Source organism: Microvirga sesbaniae, assembly GCF_025460805.1.
GTDB classification, from domain to species: domain Bacteria; phylum Pseudomonadota; class Alphaproteobacteria; order Rhizobiales; family Beijerinckiaceae; genus Microvirga; species Microvirga sesbaniae.
This window is the reverse complement of sequence record NZ_JAMXFJ010000027.1, coordinates 42,927-58,589: the sequence shown is the minus strand read 5'-3', so window position 1 is coordinate 58,589 and position 15,663 is coordinate 42,927. Positions and strand designations below refer to the sequence as shown.

At 60.9% G+C, this 15,663-nt stretch carries 13 protein-coding genes and 1 pseudogene; 5 read left to right on the top strand and 9 right to left on the bottom strand.

Annotation, left to right across the window (positions count from 1 at the left end):
• Positions 1-395: 395 nt before the first annotated feature.
• Both OCW50_RS25375 and OCW50_RS25370 read right to left on the bottom strand, forming a co-directional pair.
• Positions 396-1,691: an MFS transporter gene (locus OCW50_RS25375; protein WP_262299456.1), complete on the bottom strand. Its 1,296-nt coding sequence runs from the start codon at positions 1,689-1,691 to the stop codon at positions 396-398.
• A gap of 121 nt (positions 1,692-1,812) precedes the next feature.
• Entirely contained in the window at positions 1,813-2,409 is a 597-nt protein-coding gene (locus OCW50_RS25370) for a TetR/AcrR family transcriptional regulator (RefSeq protein ID WP_262299454.1), read from the bottom strand.
• A 78-nt stretch (positions 2,410-2,487) separates the two neighbouring features.
• Here OCW50_RS25370 and OCW50_RS25365 point away from each other — a divergent pair.
• Both OCW50_RS25365 and OCW50_RS25360 read left to right on the top strand, forming a co-directional pair.
• Positions 2,488-3,677 (top strand): annotated as a pseudogene (locus tag OCW50_RS25365) (acetyl-CoA C-acyltransferase).
• A gap of 54 nt (positions 3,678-3,731) precedes the next feature.
• The gene (locus OCW50_RS25360) at positions 3,732-4,562 is read left to right on the top strand and encodes an SDR family NAD(P)-dependent oxidoreductase (RefSeq protein WP_262299453.1); all 831 of its coding nucleotides are present in this window, start codon (positions 3,732-3,734) and stop codon (positions 4,560-4,562) included.
• A gap of 485 nt (positions 4,563-5,047) precedes the next feature.
• On the opposite strand, the gene OCW50_RS25355 is transcribed toward OCW50_RS25360, so the two are convergent.
• Together OCW50_RS25355 and OCW50_RS25350 are read right to left on the bottom strand one after the other, a co-directional pair.
• The gene (locus tag OCW50_RS25355) at positions 5,048-5,374 is read right to left on the bottom strand and encodes an NIPSNAP family protein (RefSeq protein ID WP_262299452.1); all 327 of its coding nucleotides are present in this window, start codon (positions 5,372-5,374) and stop codon (positions 5,048-5,050) included.
• 92 nt (positions 5,375-5,466) lie between these two features.
• A complete protein-coding gene (locus OCW50_RS25350) occupies positions 5,467-6,558 on the bottom strand; it encodes an IS630 family transposase (RefSeq protein WP_262299451.1) in 1,092 nt (363 codons plus the stop codon).
• A 584-nt stretch (positions 6,559-7,142) separates the two neighbouring features.
• On the opposite strand from OCW50_RS25350, the gene OCW50_RS25345 reads away from it, so the two are divergent.
• Positions 7,143-9,107, top strand: coding sequence for a PAS domain S-box protein (locus OCW50_RS25345; protein ID WP_262299455.1), 1,965 nt, complete (start codon positions 7,143-7,145; stop codon positions 9,105-9,107).
• A 36-nt stretch (positions 9,108-9,143) separates the two neighbouring features.
• Here the strand turns inward: OCW50_RS25345 and OCW50_RS25340 are convergent, their stop codons facing one another.
• On the bottom strand, positions 9,144-9,401 hold the full coding sequence (locus OCW50_RS25340) for a DUF6894 family protein (protein ID WP_262299450.1): 258 nt from the start codon (positions 9,399-9,401) through the stop codon (positions 9,144-9,146).
• A gap of 331 nt (positions 9,402-9,732) precedes the next feature.
• Here OCW50_RS25340 and OCW50_RS25335 point away from each other — a divergent pair, with 331 nt between their 5' ends.
• Positions 9,733-9,933, top strand: a complete 201-nt coding sequence (locus OCW50_RS25335) for a hypothetical protein (RefSeq protein WP_262299449.1) — start codon at positions 9,733-9,735, stop codon at positions 9,931-9,933.
• A gap of 88 nt (positions 9,934-10,021) precedes the next feature.
• Here OCW50_RS25335 and OCW50_RS25330 read toward each other — a convergent pair whose 3' ends face one another.
• Positions 10,022-10,285 (bottom strand): hypothetical protein, encoded by a 264-nt coding sequence (locus tag OCW50_RS25330; RefSeq protein WP_262299448.1) that lies wholly within the window; start codon positions 10,283-10,285, stop codon positions 10,022-10,024.
• 583 nt (positions 10,286-10,868) lie between these two features.
• Here OCW50_RS25330 and OCW50_RS25325 point away from each other — a divergent pair.
• Entirely contained in the window at positions 10,869-11,099 is a 231-nt protein-coding gene (locus OCW50_RS25325) for a hypothetical protein (RefSeq protein ID WP_262299447.1), read from the top strand.
• 145 nt (positions 11,100-11,244) lie between these two features.
• On the opposite strand, the gene kce is transcribed toward OCW50_RS25325, so the two are convergent.
• The 3 genes from kce to OCW50_RS25310 are packed head-to-tail and all read right to left on the bottom strand — an operon-like array spanning position 11,245 to position 15,663.
• Positions 11,245-12,171, bottom strand: a complete 927-nt coding sequence (kce, locus tag OCW50_RS25320) for a 3,5-dioxohexanoate:acetyl-CoA acetone transferase (RefSeq protein WP_262299446.1) — start codon at positions 12,169-12,171, stop codon at positions 11,245-11,247.
• Between the two features lie 22 nt (positions 12,172-12,193).
• Positions 12,194-13,126 (bottom strand): 3-hydroxyacyl-CoA dehydrogenase, encoded by a 933-nt coding sequence (locus OCW50_RS25315; RefSeq protein ID WP_262299445.1) that lies wholly within the window; start codon positions 13,124-13,126, stop codon positions 12,194-12,196.
• A 20-nt stretch (positions 13,127-13,146) separates the two neighbouring features.
• The gene (locus OCW50_RS25310) at positions 13,147-15,663 is read right to left on the bottom strand and encodes a branched-chain amino acid ABC transporter ATP-binding protein/permease (RefSeq protein WP_262299444.1); all 2,517 of its coding nucleotides are present in this window, start codon (positions 15,661-15,663) and stop codon (positions 13,147-13,149) included.

Here is a 15,663-nt window from a genome sequence, read left to right as displayed (position 1 = left end):
CTGCGCATGGGCGCCACCCACTTCCTGCAGAAGACCTTGCCGAAGGTGGCCAGCGAGATGGCCCTGCACGTGCTGGCCTACAATCTCACCCGGGTGCTGAACATCCTGGGCATCCAGCCGCTGATGGCCGCCCTCAGGGCCTAGGGGCCGGGCTGTGCTCGTGCCATTAAGCCCGTGACACGCTGGATCCTCGCGCCAGAGACAATGGAAGCCTCATTCGATCGCCGATAAGCCAATCCGCGCTCGCCGGTGATGGTAAAGGGCTCTGGAGCGGGGAAGCCGCGATCTGTCTTCGGCCAAAGCGTTTTGACACGACCAAGACCCTTTCCAGACCTTCCGATTGAGAGTTTTTGGATGGGCCAAGATCGTTTGCCTGCCCCGTGCCTCCCTCAGACCTAGCTTCTTGCTGGGGCAGCCGCGACGGTAGCTTGCTTCTCCGTCCCTGTCGTCAACGTCAGGACAAGCGAGGCTGCGATAAGGCAAAGTCCGCCGGCCGCGAAGAAAGCGGGAAGGTATGTATCAAGGGTCGTGCGGGAGAGACCGCCGCCGAAAGCTGCCGCTGCGGCTCCGAGCTGATGCCCAGCGAAGACCCATCCGAATACGAGGTTAGCGCGCTCACGCCCGAACTTCATCGCCGTCAGTTTCACGGTCGGCGGGACGGTCGCGATCCAGTCGAGGCCGTAGAATACGGCAAAGAGCGACAGGCCATAGAACGAGAAGTCGGTGAAGGGCAGATAAAGCAGGGAGAGACCACGCAGACCATAGTACCAGAAGAGCAGCCACCGATTGTCGTAGCGATCAGAAAGCCAGCCCGATCCCACCGTGCCGAAGAAGTCGAATAGGCCCATCATGGCCAGCACGCTCGCGGCTCCGACTGCAGCCAACCCGTAATCAGAGCAAAGTGAGACGAAATGCGTCTGGATCAAACCGTTGGTGCTGGCTCCGCAGATAAAGAATGTGCTGAACAGAACCCAGAATTCGCGGGTTCGCGCCGCATCCCTCAGCGCCGTGATCGGCGAGATGGAGCCCGAGGGGCTAGGTTGAATGGAAGTGCTTTGCTTTTCGCCGTAAGCCACGAGACCAAGATCGGACGGACGGTCGCGCATGAGAGCAAAGACAAGGAGCGCCGCCAGAGCGAGCAATCCGCAGATGAGCGCAACGGCAGGCCGCCAGCCCACCTGTTCCGTAAGACTGGCCAGGATCGGCAGGAACACGAGTTGACCGGTGGCCGAACTGGCAGTGAGCAGGCCAATCACCAGTCCACGCCGCTCCGAGAACCAGCGCGTCGCAACGGTTGCGCCAAGCACCAGGGCCGTCAGGCCTGTGCCGAAGCCTACGACAATGCCCCAGAGCAGAATGAGCTGCCAAATCCGAGTCATGGCGAGCGACAGCAATAGCCCGGCCGCGATGAGAGCAAGAGCGGAAAGAGCCATCCGTCTGACACCGTAGCGGTTCATGAGCGCTGCCGCGAATGGCCCCATCAGGCCGAAGAGCAGGAGGCGGATGGCAAGTGCGGAAGAGATCTCCGATGTCTTCCACCCGAATTCCTGCTGCAGGGGCAGGATAAGCACGCCAGGTGCGCCGACCGCACCTGCAGTCACGAGCATGGTCAGGAACGTCACAGCAACGACCACCCAGCCGTAATGGATGTTGCGGCGGGCGAACATGGCTGCGATGGGAGATGAGATCATGGGACAGCCCTTTCGTTCTCGACGGAGGCAAAGTGTTCCCGCGGCGAGGACGAGGAACCAACACTGATTATTGAATGGTCGATGTAGGCTGCGCGAACAGGCCAGCCGGTGCTGAAGTCCATCACGTGCCCGGACGTGCAAGCCGAAGAGCAGCATCCTGTCCGGATTGCAGGATCGACTCGGAAAGGGCCTTGTCTGTCGTAACGCGCGCGAGCTGGAGCGCTCCGATCAAGAGACCGAAGATCGCATAAGCGGTTTCTCGTGCCTTCTCCTCCGACAAGGAAGAGGGCAGTTCAGAAGCGATGATCGCCACGATCTCGTCCGCCGCGTGGGCCATGACATCGCGAGTCTTGAGGTCGTTGCGGGCGACCTCTTGAGCTAGGGCCGCAATGGCGCAGCCGGCCTCCGGTCGGTCGCGATGCGCTGTTCGCAGGTATCGGCGCACGATGACTTCCAGCCCGTCCTCACCGCGTTCCTTGGCAGCTTGCACTTCCTTGGTCCAAGTCGCACGGCTGCGCGCATGAGCCTCAGTGATGGCTTCGCGAACGAGATCGTCCTTCGACTTGAAGTGAGCATAGAAGCCGCCGTGGGTCAGGCCCGCATCGGCCATGAGACCGGCAACGCCTGTCGCCTCGATGCCTCGAGCCCGGAAACGCGCTGACGCCACGCCCAGCACGCGTTTGCGCGTCTGCGCCCTGTGACCCTTCTCGTAACGCATGCTCATACCTCATATCTGACCGGCCTTTACATTATGGTTATCATATCATATGTCAAGCATCATACAAAGGAGGCGCTTATGCGATCGCACGATCCTGTTGTCATCGCTTCCGCGGCTAGGACCCCGCTTGGGCGCTTCCAAGGAAGCCTGTCCGGAGTGACGGCTCCGGCCCTCGGCCGCCATGTCATCCGCGCCGCGCTGGAGCGTGCCGGTCTTAAACCTGCGAACGTGAGCGAGGTCCTCATGGGTTGTGTGCTGCCGGCCGGACAAGGTCAGGCGCCGGCCCGGCAAGCCGCGCGGAGAGCGGGGCTGCCGGATGCGGTGGGCGCCACGACGGTCAACAAGGTGTGCGGCTCAGGCATGAAGGCGACTATGCTGGCACACGACCTTATCCTCGCCGGATCGGCCGAGATCGTTGTGGCGGGCGGCATGGAGTCGATGTCCAACGCCCCATATTTGCAAACCAAGGCGCGTGGCGGCTACCGGGCCGGTCACGACCGGATCATCGACCACATGATGATGGACGGTCTGGAGGACGCCTATGAGGGCGGCCGGTCCATGGGCGATTTCGGGGAGGCAACGGCCGAGGCGTACCAATTCAGCCGAGCCGAGCAGGATGCTTATGCCATAGAGACACTGACCCGTGCGCGGACTGCGGTCGACGAGGGCGCTTTCATCAACGAGATCGTTCCAGTCAGTATTCCAGGAAAGACCGGCGATACGATCATCGACACGGATGAGAACCCGTTGAGAGTTTCACCAGAGAAAATCCCGTCGTTGAGGCCGGCTTTCCGATCGAATGGCACCATCACGGCGGCGAGTTCCTCCGCCAATGCCGATGGGGCCGCAGCCCTCGTACTGACACGTCGCTCGGTGGCGAACGTGAAGGACTTCCCATCGTTGCGGAGATCCTCGCCCATGCAACGCATTCCCAGGACCCGGCCTGGTTCACCACGGCTCCGATCCCGGCTATTCGAAAGCTTCTCGATAAGGCCGGCTGGAGCATCGGGGACGTCGATCTATTCGAGATCAACGAGGCTTTTGCTGCTGTTGCTATGGCGGCGCAGCGCGATCTCGGCATTCCGCGCGACATTCTCAACATAAACGGCGGCGCCTGCGCCTTGGGCCATCCCATCGGCGCCACGGGTGCACGGCTCATCGTGACCCTGCTCCATGCGCTGGAGCATCATGGACTGTCGCGAGGTGTTGCCTCGCTCTGCATCGGCGGTGGCGAAGCCACGGCCATTGCTGTCGAGCGCACCGCCTGAACGCGCATCGCGACTCACGTAGTGCGTACTTTCTCTCAACCGAAGGACAGAACAATGACCCAAAATCAAGGAACAGCGCTTATCACCGGCGCTTCGGCAGGAATCGGCGCGGTTTATGCCGACCGCCTCGCACGACGCGGATACGATCTCGTACTCGTTGCACGGGACGAGACGAAGCTAAATGCGCTTGCCTCCCGTCTGCGAGGCGAGACCAGTGCAACGATCGAGGTCCTGCCTGCCGATCTCGCCAATGCAAATGACACCCGTAAGGTAGCGACGCGCCTACAGGCGGACGACATCACCATGCTCGTCAACAACGCTGGCACGGCCATTGCTGGACCCACCATCGACATGGACCCCGAACGTCTCGAGGCGATGATCCAGCTTAACGTGACAGTGGCAACGCGCTTGGCGCAGGCCGTTGCGCCGGGTCTTGCGCAGCGGCGCAGGGGTGACATCGTCAATATCGCCTCAGTAGCCGGCATCCGCGGTGATCAGCCTGCCATTAGTGTCGGCTACAGCGCGACTAAGGCTTATCTTCTCGCCTTCAGTGAGGGCCTCGACAGCGAACTCGCGCCTTACGGCGTACGTGTGCAGGCTGTACTGCCGGGAGCCACGCGCACGGAACTGTGGGCGAAGGGCGGGATCGACATCAACACCCTGCCGCAGGAGGTGGTGATGGAAACGGGCGACATGGTCGATGCCGCGCTCGCGGGCCTCGATCAAGGTGAGCGGGTCACGATCCCTGCACTGCCGGACATCGATGACTGGTTAGCGTTTAAGACCGCTCGCGCCGCGCTCGGTCCCAACCTGTCCCATCGCTTGCCGGCCGAGCGCTACGGCGTCGCGAAGTCAGACGAGACTCTGCTATCAAAAGCCTCATAAAGCAATGGAACCGGCCGGCACTATCGTCCGGCCGGTTCACCACCGCGACTACGGAAGCCGCAGAGCAGTTACTCATAGCCGGCCTTTGTCACCTTCAAGGATACCATTGGAAAATCGAGTAGACTGTCAGATTAGGGGAATGTCCGTTCATGGCAAGCGGCAGACGAAAGCCGAACTTCCGTAGTCATAGGGTAAGCTGACCTTCATAAGGCCAACCTCAAAGGCTCGGGTTGACCCATGGCGGACACAAACTGATCCGACGCCAAGTCTCCCTGTTCCAGAAAGAGATTATCGGAAATTCGCGCTGTCAGAGAACGGTACCAAAATTGTTATTTACGAGCACGTCCGAGACGGGTGGTTAGCGGTCGGCCGGTTTTGCAGCGAACCGCAGGAAAAGCAGACCTACCCAGGCACGACATGATCGACCTCAGGTGCATCAAGGCGCGACAAAGGATTCGTCGCGCCTGCATAAAACGGTGTAACGACTATTTGACGGATGAAAATGACGTCGGGCTTAGGAACGAGTTGCTGATCGAGGCTACGATTGGCCCATCCCTCTCACTTTCGGTGCGGGCGGCAATCCAGGCAGGATCGGTCGCGAAGGCATTCCACTTGGTCTCGCACTCACCCATCGAGTCCCAGGCGAGCATGTAATAAAGATCATGGTTAGACTCGCCTACCTTCACGGTCCAGAACCCAGCCTGCCTTATGCCGTGTTTCTCCCACAGGCCCATTGTGGTGTTTTCGAAACGCTTCAGCAATGCGGGCAGGCGGCCTGGAAGACAGTGGTAGATGCGCAGTTCATAGATCATGCGGAGTCCTTCATTCTGCTGGACCATCAATCTAGGCCGAGAAGGTAAAGATTCTTGATTTCGCACCACGTGAGAAGGCTGAGCAATTTAGCCTAGTGGTGTGAGTTAGAAGTCCGCTGACAGAAGCGTTTGAGACTGTCGAGGATGTCGTCAGCGGTTTTGGTCCACACGAACGGCTTGGCATCGGCATTGCTCGCCTCGATGTAGCGGCGGATCGCGATCTCCAAGGCATGCGTGCTGCGAAAGGCGCCCCGCTGGAGCTGACGTCGGGTCAGCAGCGCAAACCAGCCCTCGACCATGTTCAGCCAGGACGCGGAGGTGGGCGTGAAGTGCCGGTGATAGCGTGGGCGTTGGGCCAGCCAGCGGTGGATCAGCGGCGTCTTGTGGGTTGCCGCGTTGTCGAGCACCACATGCACCTCCAACCCCTCCGGCACCGTCTGGTCGATGATGTCCAGAAAGGCGCGAAAGTCCTGGGCCGTGTGACGCGCCCGGCACTCGCCCACCACCCGGCCGGAGCAGATATCCAGAGCGGCAAACAGATCCGTGGTGCCGTGGCGCACGTAATCATGCGTGTGACGCTCAACCTGACCCGGGCGCATGGGCAGGATCGGGGCGGTGGGCGACTTGGCCTGGATCTGGGGCTTCTCGTCCACGCACAGCACCAACGCCCGATCAGGCGGGTTCAGATAAAGCCCAACGATATCGCGCACCTTGTCGATAAAGAGCGGATCGCGCGAGAGCTTGAAGGTCTCCTGGCGATGCGGCTGCAACGCGAAGGCGCGCCAGATCCGGCTGACCGCGGACTGGCTCATGCCTGAGGCTTTGGCCAGAGAGCGCGTGCTCCAATGGGTGGCCGCTCCGGTCGGCTCGGCCTCCAGGGTGAGAGTGACCACCCGCTCCACGTCCGCATCGCTGATGCGGCGAGGGGCGCCCGGCCGGGGCTCATCCAGCAGGCCGTCGGGGCCGTGCCGGGCAAAGCGCTGGCGCCAGGTCTGCACGGTTGGGCGGCTCACGCCCAGGGCTCGTGCCACGCCGCTGTTGGTCGCGTCCGGCTCCGCACAGGCGAGGATGATGCGTGCCCGCAGGCTGAGCGCCTGTGCCGTCTTGCGTCGGCGGGCCCAGGTCTCCAGGACAGCACGATCCAGGTCCTTCAAGGCAATCCGATAGGCCGGGCGGTTGGGCATGATCGCCTCCAGCGTGTGGGATCATACACCACCAACGCCGACACGACCTGCCAAGAAACCTCTAACTCACACCACTAGCTCTGCGTTTCATTCCATAAATGGCCTTCCTCAAACATCTAAGCCCGAGGGCAGCAATCCTTGCGTATCCAGACGTTCCTAGAGGTCATCGGATCGGCAGAGGAAACCCAGAAGAGACCTTGAGGATAAATCTGCCACTTCGGAGCTGGAGCTTTACCTATGGCCTCGACAGACGTCGTGTGATCCCTGATCGTGAGCTGTGTGAGGTCGGATCTCCTGAACCTCCCGCGAATGCAAAAAGAAAGCGTCCGTCATCGCAGAGGCGCTTCAAGATCCCGCCCGTAGGGGCAAAAATCGCGGTACCGGTAACGCAGCAATACTCCGATACATCCGCTCGGTCATGTCGGGATATTCCAACGTAGGAATACGGAACGTGCCGTCGATTAGGCCGTTCCCCCGTGAGCGATGGAAGGCTATACGCCGGGGGCATGAAAGACGGCGCAATATAGCTAAGTTTGGACTGCCATAATCAACCGTGAAGACAGGAGGTCCGCGGCTTGAGCAGCATGCAGTTTCTGACCGGTGGCGGCACCATGGGAGACCGCATCCAGGCGTTTGACTGGTCAGCCTCGCCGCTTGGAACTCCTGAGACTTGGCCCCCTTCGCTCCGCGTTACGCTCAGCAACATGCTACGATCCAAGATGCCCACCTATCTGCTGTGGGGACAGCAGTTGATCACCTTCTACAATGACGCCTGTCTTCCGCTCCGCGGGATCAGGCCAGAGGCACTTGGGCAGCCCCTGCCACAGGTCTGGACCGAGATTTGGGATGTGGCCGCGCCGCTCGTCGTGCAGGCACGAAACGGCGACGCAACTTACATCCAGGACGTGCCGGTCTGGATTGTGCAACGAAAGGGTTATCCCGAGGAGACCTGGTGGAATGCCTCGTTCAGCCCTGTCATGGCCGAGACCGGCGACGTGGAGGGCGTCCTCATCGTCATCCATGAGACCACCGAGCGCGTGTTTGGTGAGCAGCGGCTCCGGTTCCTAGTCGAGCTGAGCACTCAATTGCGCGGACTCCCTGACGCCCGTGGAGTCATGGCCACGGCAGCCGAGTTGCTCGGCCGGCACTTGAGGGCTAGTCGGGTCGGATATGCCGAGCTGAGCGAGATCGGCAGTTCCTTTACGGTCGAGCGCGACTGGGCTGAAGGAGCAACTCCCACCTTTGTCGGTCAGTACCGCATGAGCGATGTCGGTCTGTTCATTGAGAACGAGCTGCGTGCGGGACACACGGTCCGCGTCGACGATGCCTCGACGGATGCCCGCACGGCGGACGAGCAGGTTGCCGCCGCGTTTCTCCGTGCCAACAAGCGGGCCACGATCATCGCACCGCTCATTCGAGACGGCCGCCTGGTTGCGGCACTCTTCGTCCACCAAGCTGAGCCCCGTCATTGGCGTGATGACGAAGCGACGCTGGTGCAGGAAGTAGCCGAACGCACCTGGACTTCGGTCCTCCGCGCCCGGGCTGAAACGGATCTGCGGGATAGCGAGGCGCGTTTCCGCCAGTTCGCCGAGCACTCGACCGACATGCTCTGGATAATGAATGCCGAGACATTGCAGATGGAATATGTTAGCCCTGTTTTCGAGCGTGTCTGGGGCTGGGCACTGGAGATGTTCCGGCACCGTGATCAATGGGCCGAAACCCTCCATCCGGAGGACCGGGAGCGCGCGCTCCTGACGAACGAGCGGGTTCTACGCGGCGACACCGTCGTCCAGGAGTACCGCATTGTTCGACCAGATGGGAGCATGCGTCACATCCACGCCACCAGTTTCCCGATCATTGACGAGGATCAGAAGGTTCGGCGGATCGCCGGTATTGCCAAGGACATTACCCAACACGATGGCTCGACAGTCTACGTGGTGGATAGCGATGAAGCCTCTCGACGAGACCTATGCCTCCTGCTCGAAGGGGCCGGCTACGCGGTGAAGCTGTTCACCTCGGCGCAATCCTTCCTGGAGGTGGCGCCAGTGCTGGTGCCCGGCAGTGTAGTGCTCGATATCCGCGATTCGGAAGCGGGCGATCTGGCGGTCCCAAGAGAGCTGAAGGCCCGACGTGCGGGCCTGCCGGTGATTGTGATAGGTGAGGCCCGCGGGGATGTTGCGGTCGGGGTCCGGGCGATGAAGGCGGGAGCGGCCGATTTCCTCGATGTGCCCTATCACCCTGATCAGCTTCTCGATGCACTCGCCGCGGCTCAGGCGAATATTCGCGAGCGAGCCGAGCGGGATCAGGCCACCGAGCGCGTGAAGGCGCTCTTTGCGGCGCTGCCGCCGCGCGAGCGGGAGGTGCTGGACGGGCTGCTGGCCGGGGGCACGAACAAGACGATTGCGCGCGACCTTGGGCTCAGCCCGCGGACGGTGGAGGCGCACCGGGCCCGCATCATGGAACGGCTGGATGCTCAAAGCCTTCCAGAGTTGGTGCAGATTGCTGTTGCGGCAGGCTTGCAGCCCAAACCGCAGGATCGGCAAGGCTGATCACGCAGGTGATAAGAAATGGCACGACCCTCATCTCTAATGCGGCCGGACTGCATCTGAGAATGGAACAGTGAGGATTGTTTCCCCAGATCCATCAGCAACCTCGATGACCGCATCTGGCCCCAGGTCATGCACTTCGTCTAAGAGTTCTCGAGCCACTTTCACGGCTTCCGCCAAGGCGGCCTCGAGATCAGGCAGCTCTGTGCCGTCCGGATCCACCTCAAGCTTGTCCACGTTTCGAATATGGAGATAGTACAGGGGCGTCATGACAAGAAACCAGTGCTGGGTGAGCATTATAGGCGGCTGCCCACAGACGCCCAGCCCTGGCTGGGAGGCAGCAGAGTAAAATTGGATCGCACTCCATATCCGCAAAGGCGGGGGCGTTAGACGCTGCAACCCTGCTGCGGCGCAGGTGCAAATCCAAAAACCTCTCAACTGGCAGCAGACGGCAGATAAGGTATCGAAAACCTAGCGCGTGATCTCTTGACTCTCATAACGTCTACGCTCCCGGCTGGTGAGCCGAGAGCGCTCTTATCGGAACCAGAGAAGCTCAGGCCGCTCGGCGGATTTCTCGGCCTGCACGGCCACGATGCATGTGCCCTCGTCAGCTCGCATGGGAGAGTTGTTGCAGCTCCTGCCGATATTTGCGAGCTTTCTGGAGCGCCTCGGCAGCGCGCCGCTCATGGAACGAACGCTGGAACTCGGTATGGGCGTGCCGCGCATACTCAATGTGCGTCTGGGCTGCGGCCTCGCAGGCTCTGATGAGGGAGCCCAGCTCTACACGAACCTGGATCATTATTTTCCTTCCGGTTTGATGGGTGAATGATGCTCACAAGCACGTCTGTGCCAAAGACAGGGGTATCCGTACGCGTTGGCCGCGCTTACACTGCCGCCTGGTCCGCCCTTCCGATGCGCTAGGCAGCGAAGGACTGGCGGTGCTGTTGCCGCCGCAGCGTTTCCAGCAGATCCACATACGGCTGGCGCCTCTCCCCATGAGCGGCTTTGATCTTGCTCTTGATGTGCTCTCTGACCTTTGGATCGCGAGCACTCGCTTCAACGTTTTCCAATTCGACCTCAACTGCAAAGTCAATGTCACCTAGCGTATGGAGAACTTCTCTCATCATGGCATCGAGGCTCGCCGAGTACATGCGATAGTTCTGGTAGGGCCTATCGGGCATCGTTTTCTCTTGTTGTTCTTGCTTCCAGGCCCAAGAGATGCCGACATTAACTTGGATTAACAAGTGCCGAGGGGTGGGTAGGGTTACGACGGATCTTTACGTACCCCCTTCGAGAGTTCTTCCGGCTGAGCGCCGGCGTTCCCCTGCTAGGATCGTATTTATTCGGTCTCTGTCACCCGAGGCTCAACCTGAGTTCGCATCAGTCAGCGGGGTAGGCAGCCGTGGGGTCATTCACTGGACCAATTCCGCCTGAACTGCTCAGCACGCCGATGGTGCGGCAGGTGCTTCCTGGGACCTACGGAACAATCCGTAGGGAATCCCCGACTGGTGCCCGTGAGGGCCAGAAGTTAACTCAGGTTAATGGCATGCAGCGATGGCGCCTGCGGTTTAGGGAGAGAGCCGCCCAGAGAGGCGGCGAGACGCCAAATCAATCGAGGAACACCTAGGGGGTGGCGCGGATGCACGGCCACCCCGGAAACCTAGACCCTTTCCGCGATGGGTTCGCCTGAAGACGATCCGGTCAGGGGCGCTATCAAGTTTGCTAGACAAGCCTCAAGAACAGGTCAGGGAGGGACACAAGCCCATGGACAAGGCTGCGAACGATAATCGCGTCACTGAACTTATTTCTATCTTGTCCACGACACTAGCCAACATCGATGGCGAGTATGAGTTCGAGTTGGCCCGGATCCGGGTGACGGCCAAGCCCAACCTCAGAGCAATGATCGTGGACACGGTGCGCCAGCGGCACTTCGAGCGCCGCGCACCCTATGTCCGGCAGATTGCTGAACTGCGGAAGCGGACCAGTCAGGGATAGAGCCAGATTGCCGGGCCTGACCGGCTGCGCGTTGGGAACGAGGCCAGAGGAGCGCAGATGCCGGAGACGCCGGTATTTGACAGGCCTCTCCTAACAAGAACTGGAAGTACCGCCCCGGATTGATTATCCAAGCAGGCCTGATGCGCTAGAAATTGACGTGGTCACCTCCTTTGAGCGACAGCATGTTGCGCGCATCGTCAGGAGTGGCGATTTCCAGTCCAAGTCCCTCGATAATCTGGCGCGCCATGTTTACCTGCTGCGCATTCGATTCCGCAAGCTTGCCAGGACCAATCCAGAGGGAGTCTTCCAGACCGACGCGGACACTGCCTCCCATGGCAGCCGCTTGGGCTGCAATGGGAAGCTGGTTCTTACCCGCCCCAAGGACCGACCATTGGTAATCGTTCCCAAACAACCGATCGGCCGTGCGCTTCATGTGAGCTACGTCCTCCGGGTGCGGACCAATGCCACCCAGAAGACCGAAGACGCTTTGGACGAAGAGAGGTGGTTTGATGAGACCTCGGTCCACGAAGTGGGCGAGAGTGTAGAGGTGGCCGATATCGTAGCACTCGATCTCGAAACGGGTGCCGTTCTCGGCGCAGGTCGTCAGGATGTATTCGATATCAGCGAAGGTATTGCGGAAAATGCGGTCACGCGATCCTTCGAGATATTGCTCCTCCCAATCGTACTTGAAATCCTTGAACCGGTTCAGCATCGGGTAGAGCCCGAAATTCATTGAGCCCATATTGAGGGATGCAACTTCGGGTTTGTAATAAGCCGCAGGGCGAACCCGCTCCTCCACCAGCATTGTCGGTGCGCCACCTGTCGTGATGTTGATGACGCAGTTGCTACGCTGCTTCACAACCTGCAGGAAGGGGGCGAATGCTTCCGGCGACTGATCAGGCTTGCCGTTCTTTGGGTCACGCGCGTGAAGATGCACGATCGCGGCCCCAGCTTCCGCGGCGCTGATCGCGGCCTCGGCGATCTCCTCAGGCGTAATCGGCAGATGAGGAGACATTGAGGGCGTATGGATCGCGCCGGTCACGGCGCATGTTATGATGACTTTGCGGGCCATGGGCTTGGTTCCTCTCGGGAGATCACTGATCTGGTTGCGATTTCTTGTGGGCCTTCAACGCAGCCAAGCGTTTATCCCGCCAAGCAGAGCGCCGTGCGAGCTCATCGGGTCCAGGCGCTTCGCCCCAGGTCTCCAGTATGCGGCTCACATTCTCCTTGTCCCAGACATGAGGCCTTGCGGCATCTTCCGAGAGACGCCGGTAGAAGCCTGTATAGCGATCACAGTAATCAACGATGCCGCCGGGTGCGTTGAGCTCGATGGTTCCAAAGGGGCCAAGGAAGGACCAGCGCAAACCGAGACCGTCCTTGACCGTCTTATCGAGATCCTGCGGGCTCACTACGCCCTCTCCGACGAGCCGGAATGCCTCTGCCAAGAGCGCACCCTGGAGCCGGTTCAGGACGAACCCCTCGACCTCGTGGTTTACGACAATGGGTACCTGCTCGACACTCTCATAGATTGTTCGCGCCCGAGAGACTGTCTCGGGCGCAGTCCAGGGAGCTCCACACAGCTCGACGACTGGCACGAGATGGGGTGGGTTGACGGGATGGGCTACGAGGCAGCGGGCCCGGCCCGACAGTCCTTCGGTGAAGTGGGACGCAACAATCGCGGAGGTCGAAGAGGCAAGAATGCAGTCTGGTGGCGCGAGCCGGTCCAGCTCCGTAAAGATGAGCCGTTTGGTCTCGGCGATCTCGGGGCCATTCTCCTGCACGAGGTCGGCTCCGGTCACAGCCTCCGCAAGCGAGGATACGGCGACAACATGAGCTGACGCATTTTCAGAATTGGCAACGAGGCCATGCCTTGCGAGCTCCTCTAATCCCTCGCGGACGAGGCCAGGGGCCTTCTCAAGCGTCTCGGGGTTCGGGTCGATGATGCGCACCTCCCAGCCCGCCCGAGCAAAGACGATTGCCCAAGATCGGCCTATCAGCCCGGCGCCAATGATTGCAGCACTCGGCATTCTTTGATCTCCCTCATGGCTTACAGCCATAGGACCTTGCGGCGGAGCGCAAGATCGTCTCGCAAATCCTTCGATGGACCTGTATGGATCACCCGTCCACGCTCAAGGGCGACCGTCCGGTCGGATAGGGCGAGTGCGAGGTCCAGGTGATGGTCGACAATGATGATCGAAACTTCATGGCGGAGCTTGTCGAAACTCTCGAATAGTTGCTCGATGATGGTCGGAGCAAGCCCTTCGAAGGGCTCGTCCAGGAGCAGCACCTTCACGTCGCCCGAGAGGGCGCGTGCGACCGCCACCATCTGCTGCTCGCCACCGGAGAGAAAATCCGCCGGGGTTTCGAGCCTCTCACGGATGCGCGGGAAGTAGTCGAAGATCCTGTCCAGATCCCACCGGACGCCATGGCCTGTCTCGCGCTTGAGCCGTCCGAGATCAAGATTTTGAGCCACAGTCATTCCGGCAAAGAGGCCGCGCCCCTGCGGCACATAGCCAATTCCCAGACGCGCGATCTCAGAAGACGGACGGCCGGCGATCTCTTGGCCATCAAGCCTGATCGAGCCTGAACCGGGCGGTGCAATGCCGATGAGCGTTTTGAGCAGGGTCGACTTGCCGGCGCCGTTGCGGCCCAACAGAGCCAAGATCTCATGTTGGCGCACGTCAAGGGACACGTCCGTCAGGACATGGCTCTTGCCGTAGAACGTGTTGACCTTCTCTACGGCGAGCAGGGTCGCCGCTTCGACGGCGCTCTGCCGAGGCTTCGCCGCGATGGTCGCTGCGCCGGAGCCTATGTAGATTTCTTGGACTTTCGGGCTGGAGCGGGCATCCTCCACCGTCCCGTCAACCAGCACCTGACCCGCATTCATCACCGTAACGGCATCGGCGATCTGGAACACGCGATCGATGTCGTGCTCGACGAGCAGCATCGGAATGTCCATGGAAATCCGCTTGATGATGTCGCCTATGCGCTGGCGCTCAGCGGCGGCTAGACCGGCGAGCGGCTCATCAAGCAGCAGCACCCTCGGTTTCGTGGCAAGCGCCAGGCCCATGTCTAGGAGGCGCTGCCCGCCATAAGAGAGGGCGCCCGCCTCGGCCTTCTCGATGCCGGCAACTCCGAGATAGCGGATGACCGCTGAGGTCTCGGCTTCGATCTGCTTGATTGATCGCGCGGCCACCCACGGATTGAAACGCTGCGGGTGGCGGGCCTGTAAGGCAAGGCGGACATTCTCTTCGACAGTCAGGGCCGGGAAGAGGCTCGTGATCTGGAACGAGCGTCCGATGCCAGCGTGCGTGATCGCTTCAGGGGAAAGTCCGGCGATGGACCGGCCTTGGAGGAGGACGTCGCCTTCGTCAGGCGTGTAGTACCCGGAAATCAGATTGAAGGCTGTTGTCTTTCCGGCGCCATTGGGCCCGATCAGGGCATGGAGACTGCGGTCGCGCACGGCGATGTTGACCGACTGGACGGCCTTGAGCGCACCAAAGCTCTTTGTAATGCCGCGAGCTTCGAGAATGACGCCCTCCACATGGCCGGCTGGCTTGAGAAATGGGGGCAGCGGCTCGTCGGTCAGGGTGCGGCCTGCCATGGCGGCTTCTTCCCTAACCTTGGCCCGGAACGGAGCTGTTATCCGTTGTGCGACTCCCACCAGCCCCGTCGGCGAGAGAACGATGAACCCGACGAAGAGGATGCCAAAATAGAGCAGCCAGTGCGGGGTCCAGATTGACAGGAACTCGCGGAACAGAATGTAGAAGAGCGCTCCCAGGGCTGGCCCGAGAAAACTGCGCATTCCTCCGATCACCACCATCGCGATCAACTCACCTGAGAATGCAACCGAGAGGGGCTCGGCTGAGGCGAAGCGATGGTTGAAGACCGAAAGGATACCTGCAATCCCAACTACCGTGGCGGACACAACAAATCCGAGAAGTTTGTAGCGATTGGTTGGATAGCCGAGAAAGCGGGCGCGTTGCTCGTTCTCCCGGATCGCCACCAGCACGCTTCCTGCGGGCGAGCTGTGGAAGCGCAGCAAGGCAAAGCAGACGGCAAATGCCACCGCCGCCACGAACCAGTAGTAGGTCCAGTCCGAACTCAGATCGAGGCCAATCGCGCGGGTGCGGACGACGCCGCCGAGCCCGCTTTCTCCACCTGTCAACGCGGTCCAGCGGTAAGCGACTGCAAAGAGCATGGCCGCCAATGCCAGCGTCAGCAGGGAGAAGTAGACGCCCCGGCGCCGCAGGATGAGCGCACCAAGGAGAGACGACGCTCCAGCGATGAAGACGATGGCGAAGAGAGCCGGAAGAACGATGCCCTCCGGAAACCAGTGGAGCTGGCTCAAGGCCGCCGCGTAAGCCCCAAGCCCGAACCAGACGCCGTGCCCGAAGGAGATGAGACCGGTGTAGCCGACGAGAACGTTCAGGCCGAGGCAGGCGATGGCGAATACGACCACGTCGATCGACGAGCGAAGCGGCAGGCCGATGGGGTCGAGGACGAAGGGCAGCAGAATGAGCGCTGCCGCTGCAATGAGGAAGGGCCAGTAATTCGTACGCAT

What these genes read in the sequence shown, in the direction of transcription:
- OCW50_RS25375 (WP_262299456.1), bottom strand. Translation starts at nt 1,691, where the DNA reads ATGATCTCATCTCCCATCGCAGCCATGTTCGCCCGCCGCAACATCCAT.
- OCW50_RS25370 (WP_262299454.1), bottom strand. Translation starts at nt 2,409, where the DNA reads ATGCGTTACGAGAAGGGTCACAGGGCGCAGACGCGCAAACGCGTGCTG.
- OCW50_RS25360 (WP_262299453.1), top strand. Translation starts at nt 3,732, where the DNA reads ATGACCCAAAATCAAGGAACAGCGCTTATCACCGGCGCTTCGGCAGGA.
- OCW50_RS25355 (WP_262299452.1), bottom strand. Translation starts at nt 5,374, where the DNA reads ATGATCTATGAACTGCGCATCTACCACTGTCTTCCAGGCCGCCTGCCC.
- OCW50_RS25350 (WP_262299451.1), bottom strand. Translation starts at nt 6,558, where the DNA reads ATGCCCAACCGCCCGGCCTATCGGATTGCCTTGAAGGACCTGGATCGT.
- OCW50_RS25345 (WP_262299455.1), top strand. Translation starts at nt 7,143, where the DNA reads ATGCAGTTTCTGACCGGTGGCGGCACCATGGGAGACCGCATCCAGGCG.
- OCW50_RS25340 (WP_262299450.1), bottom strand. Translation starts at nt 9,401, where the DNA reads ATGCTCACCCAGCACTGGTTTCTTGTCATGACGCCCCTGTACTATCTC.
- OCW50_RS25330 (WP_262299448.1), bottom strand. Translation starts at nt 10,285, where the DNA reads ATGCCCGATAGGCCCTACCAGAACTATCGCATGTACTCGGCGAGCCTC.
- OCW50_RS25325 (WP_262299447.1), top strand. Translation starts at nt 10,869, where the DNA reads ATGGACAAGGCTGCGAACGATAATCGCGTCACTGAACTTATTTCTATC.
- kce (WP_262299446.1), bottom strand. Translation starts at nt 12,171, where the DNA reads ATGGCCCGCAAAGTCATCATAACATGCGCCGTGACCGGCGCGATCCAT.
- OCW50_RS25315 (WP_262299445.1), bottom strand. Translation starts at nt 13,126, where the DNA reads ATGCCGAGTGCTGCAATCATTGGCGCCGGGCTGATAGGCCGATCTTGG.
- OCW50_RS25310 (WP_262299444.1), bottom strand. Translation starts at nt 15,663, where the DNA reads ATGCGTACGAATTACTGGCCCTTCCTCATTGCAGCGGCAGCGCTCATT.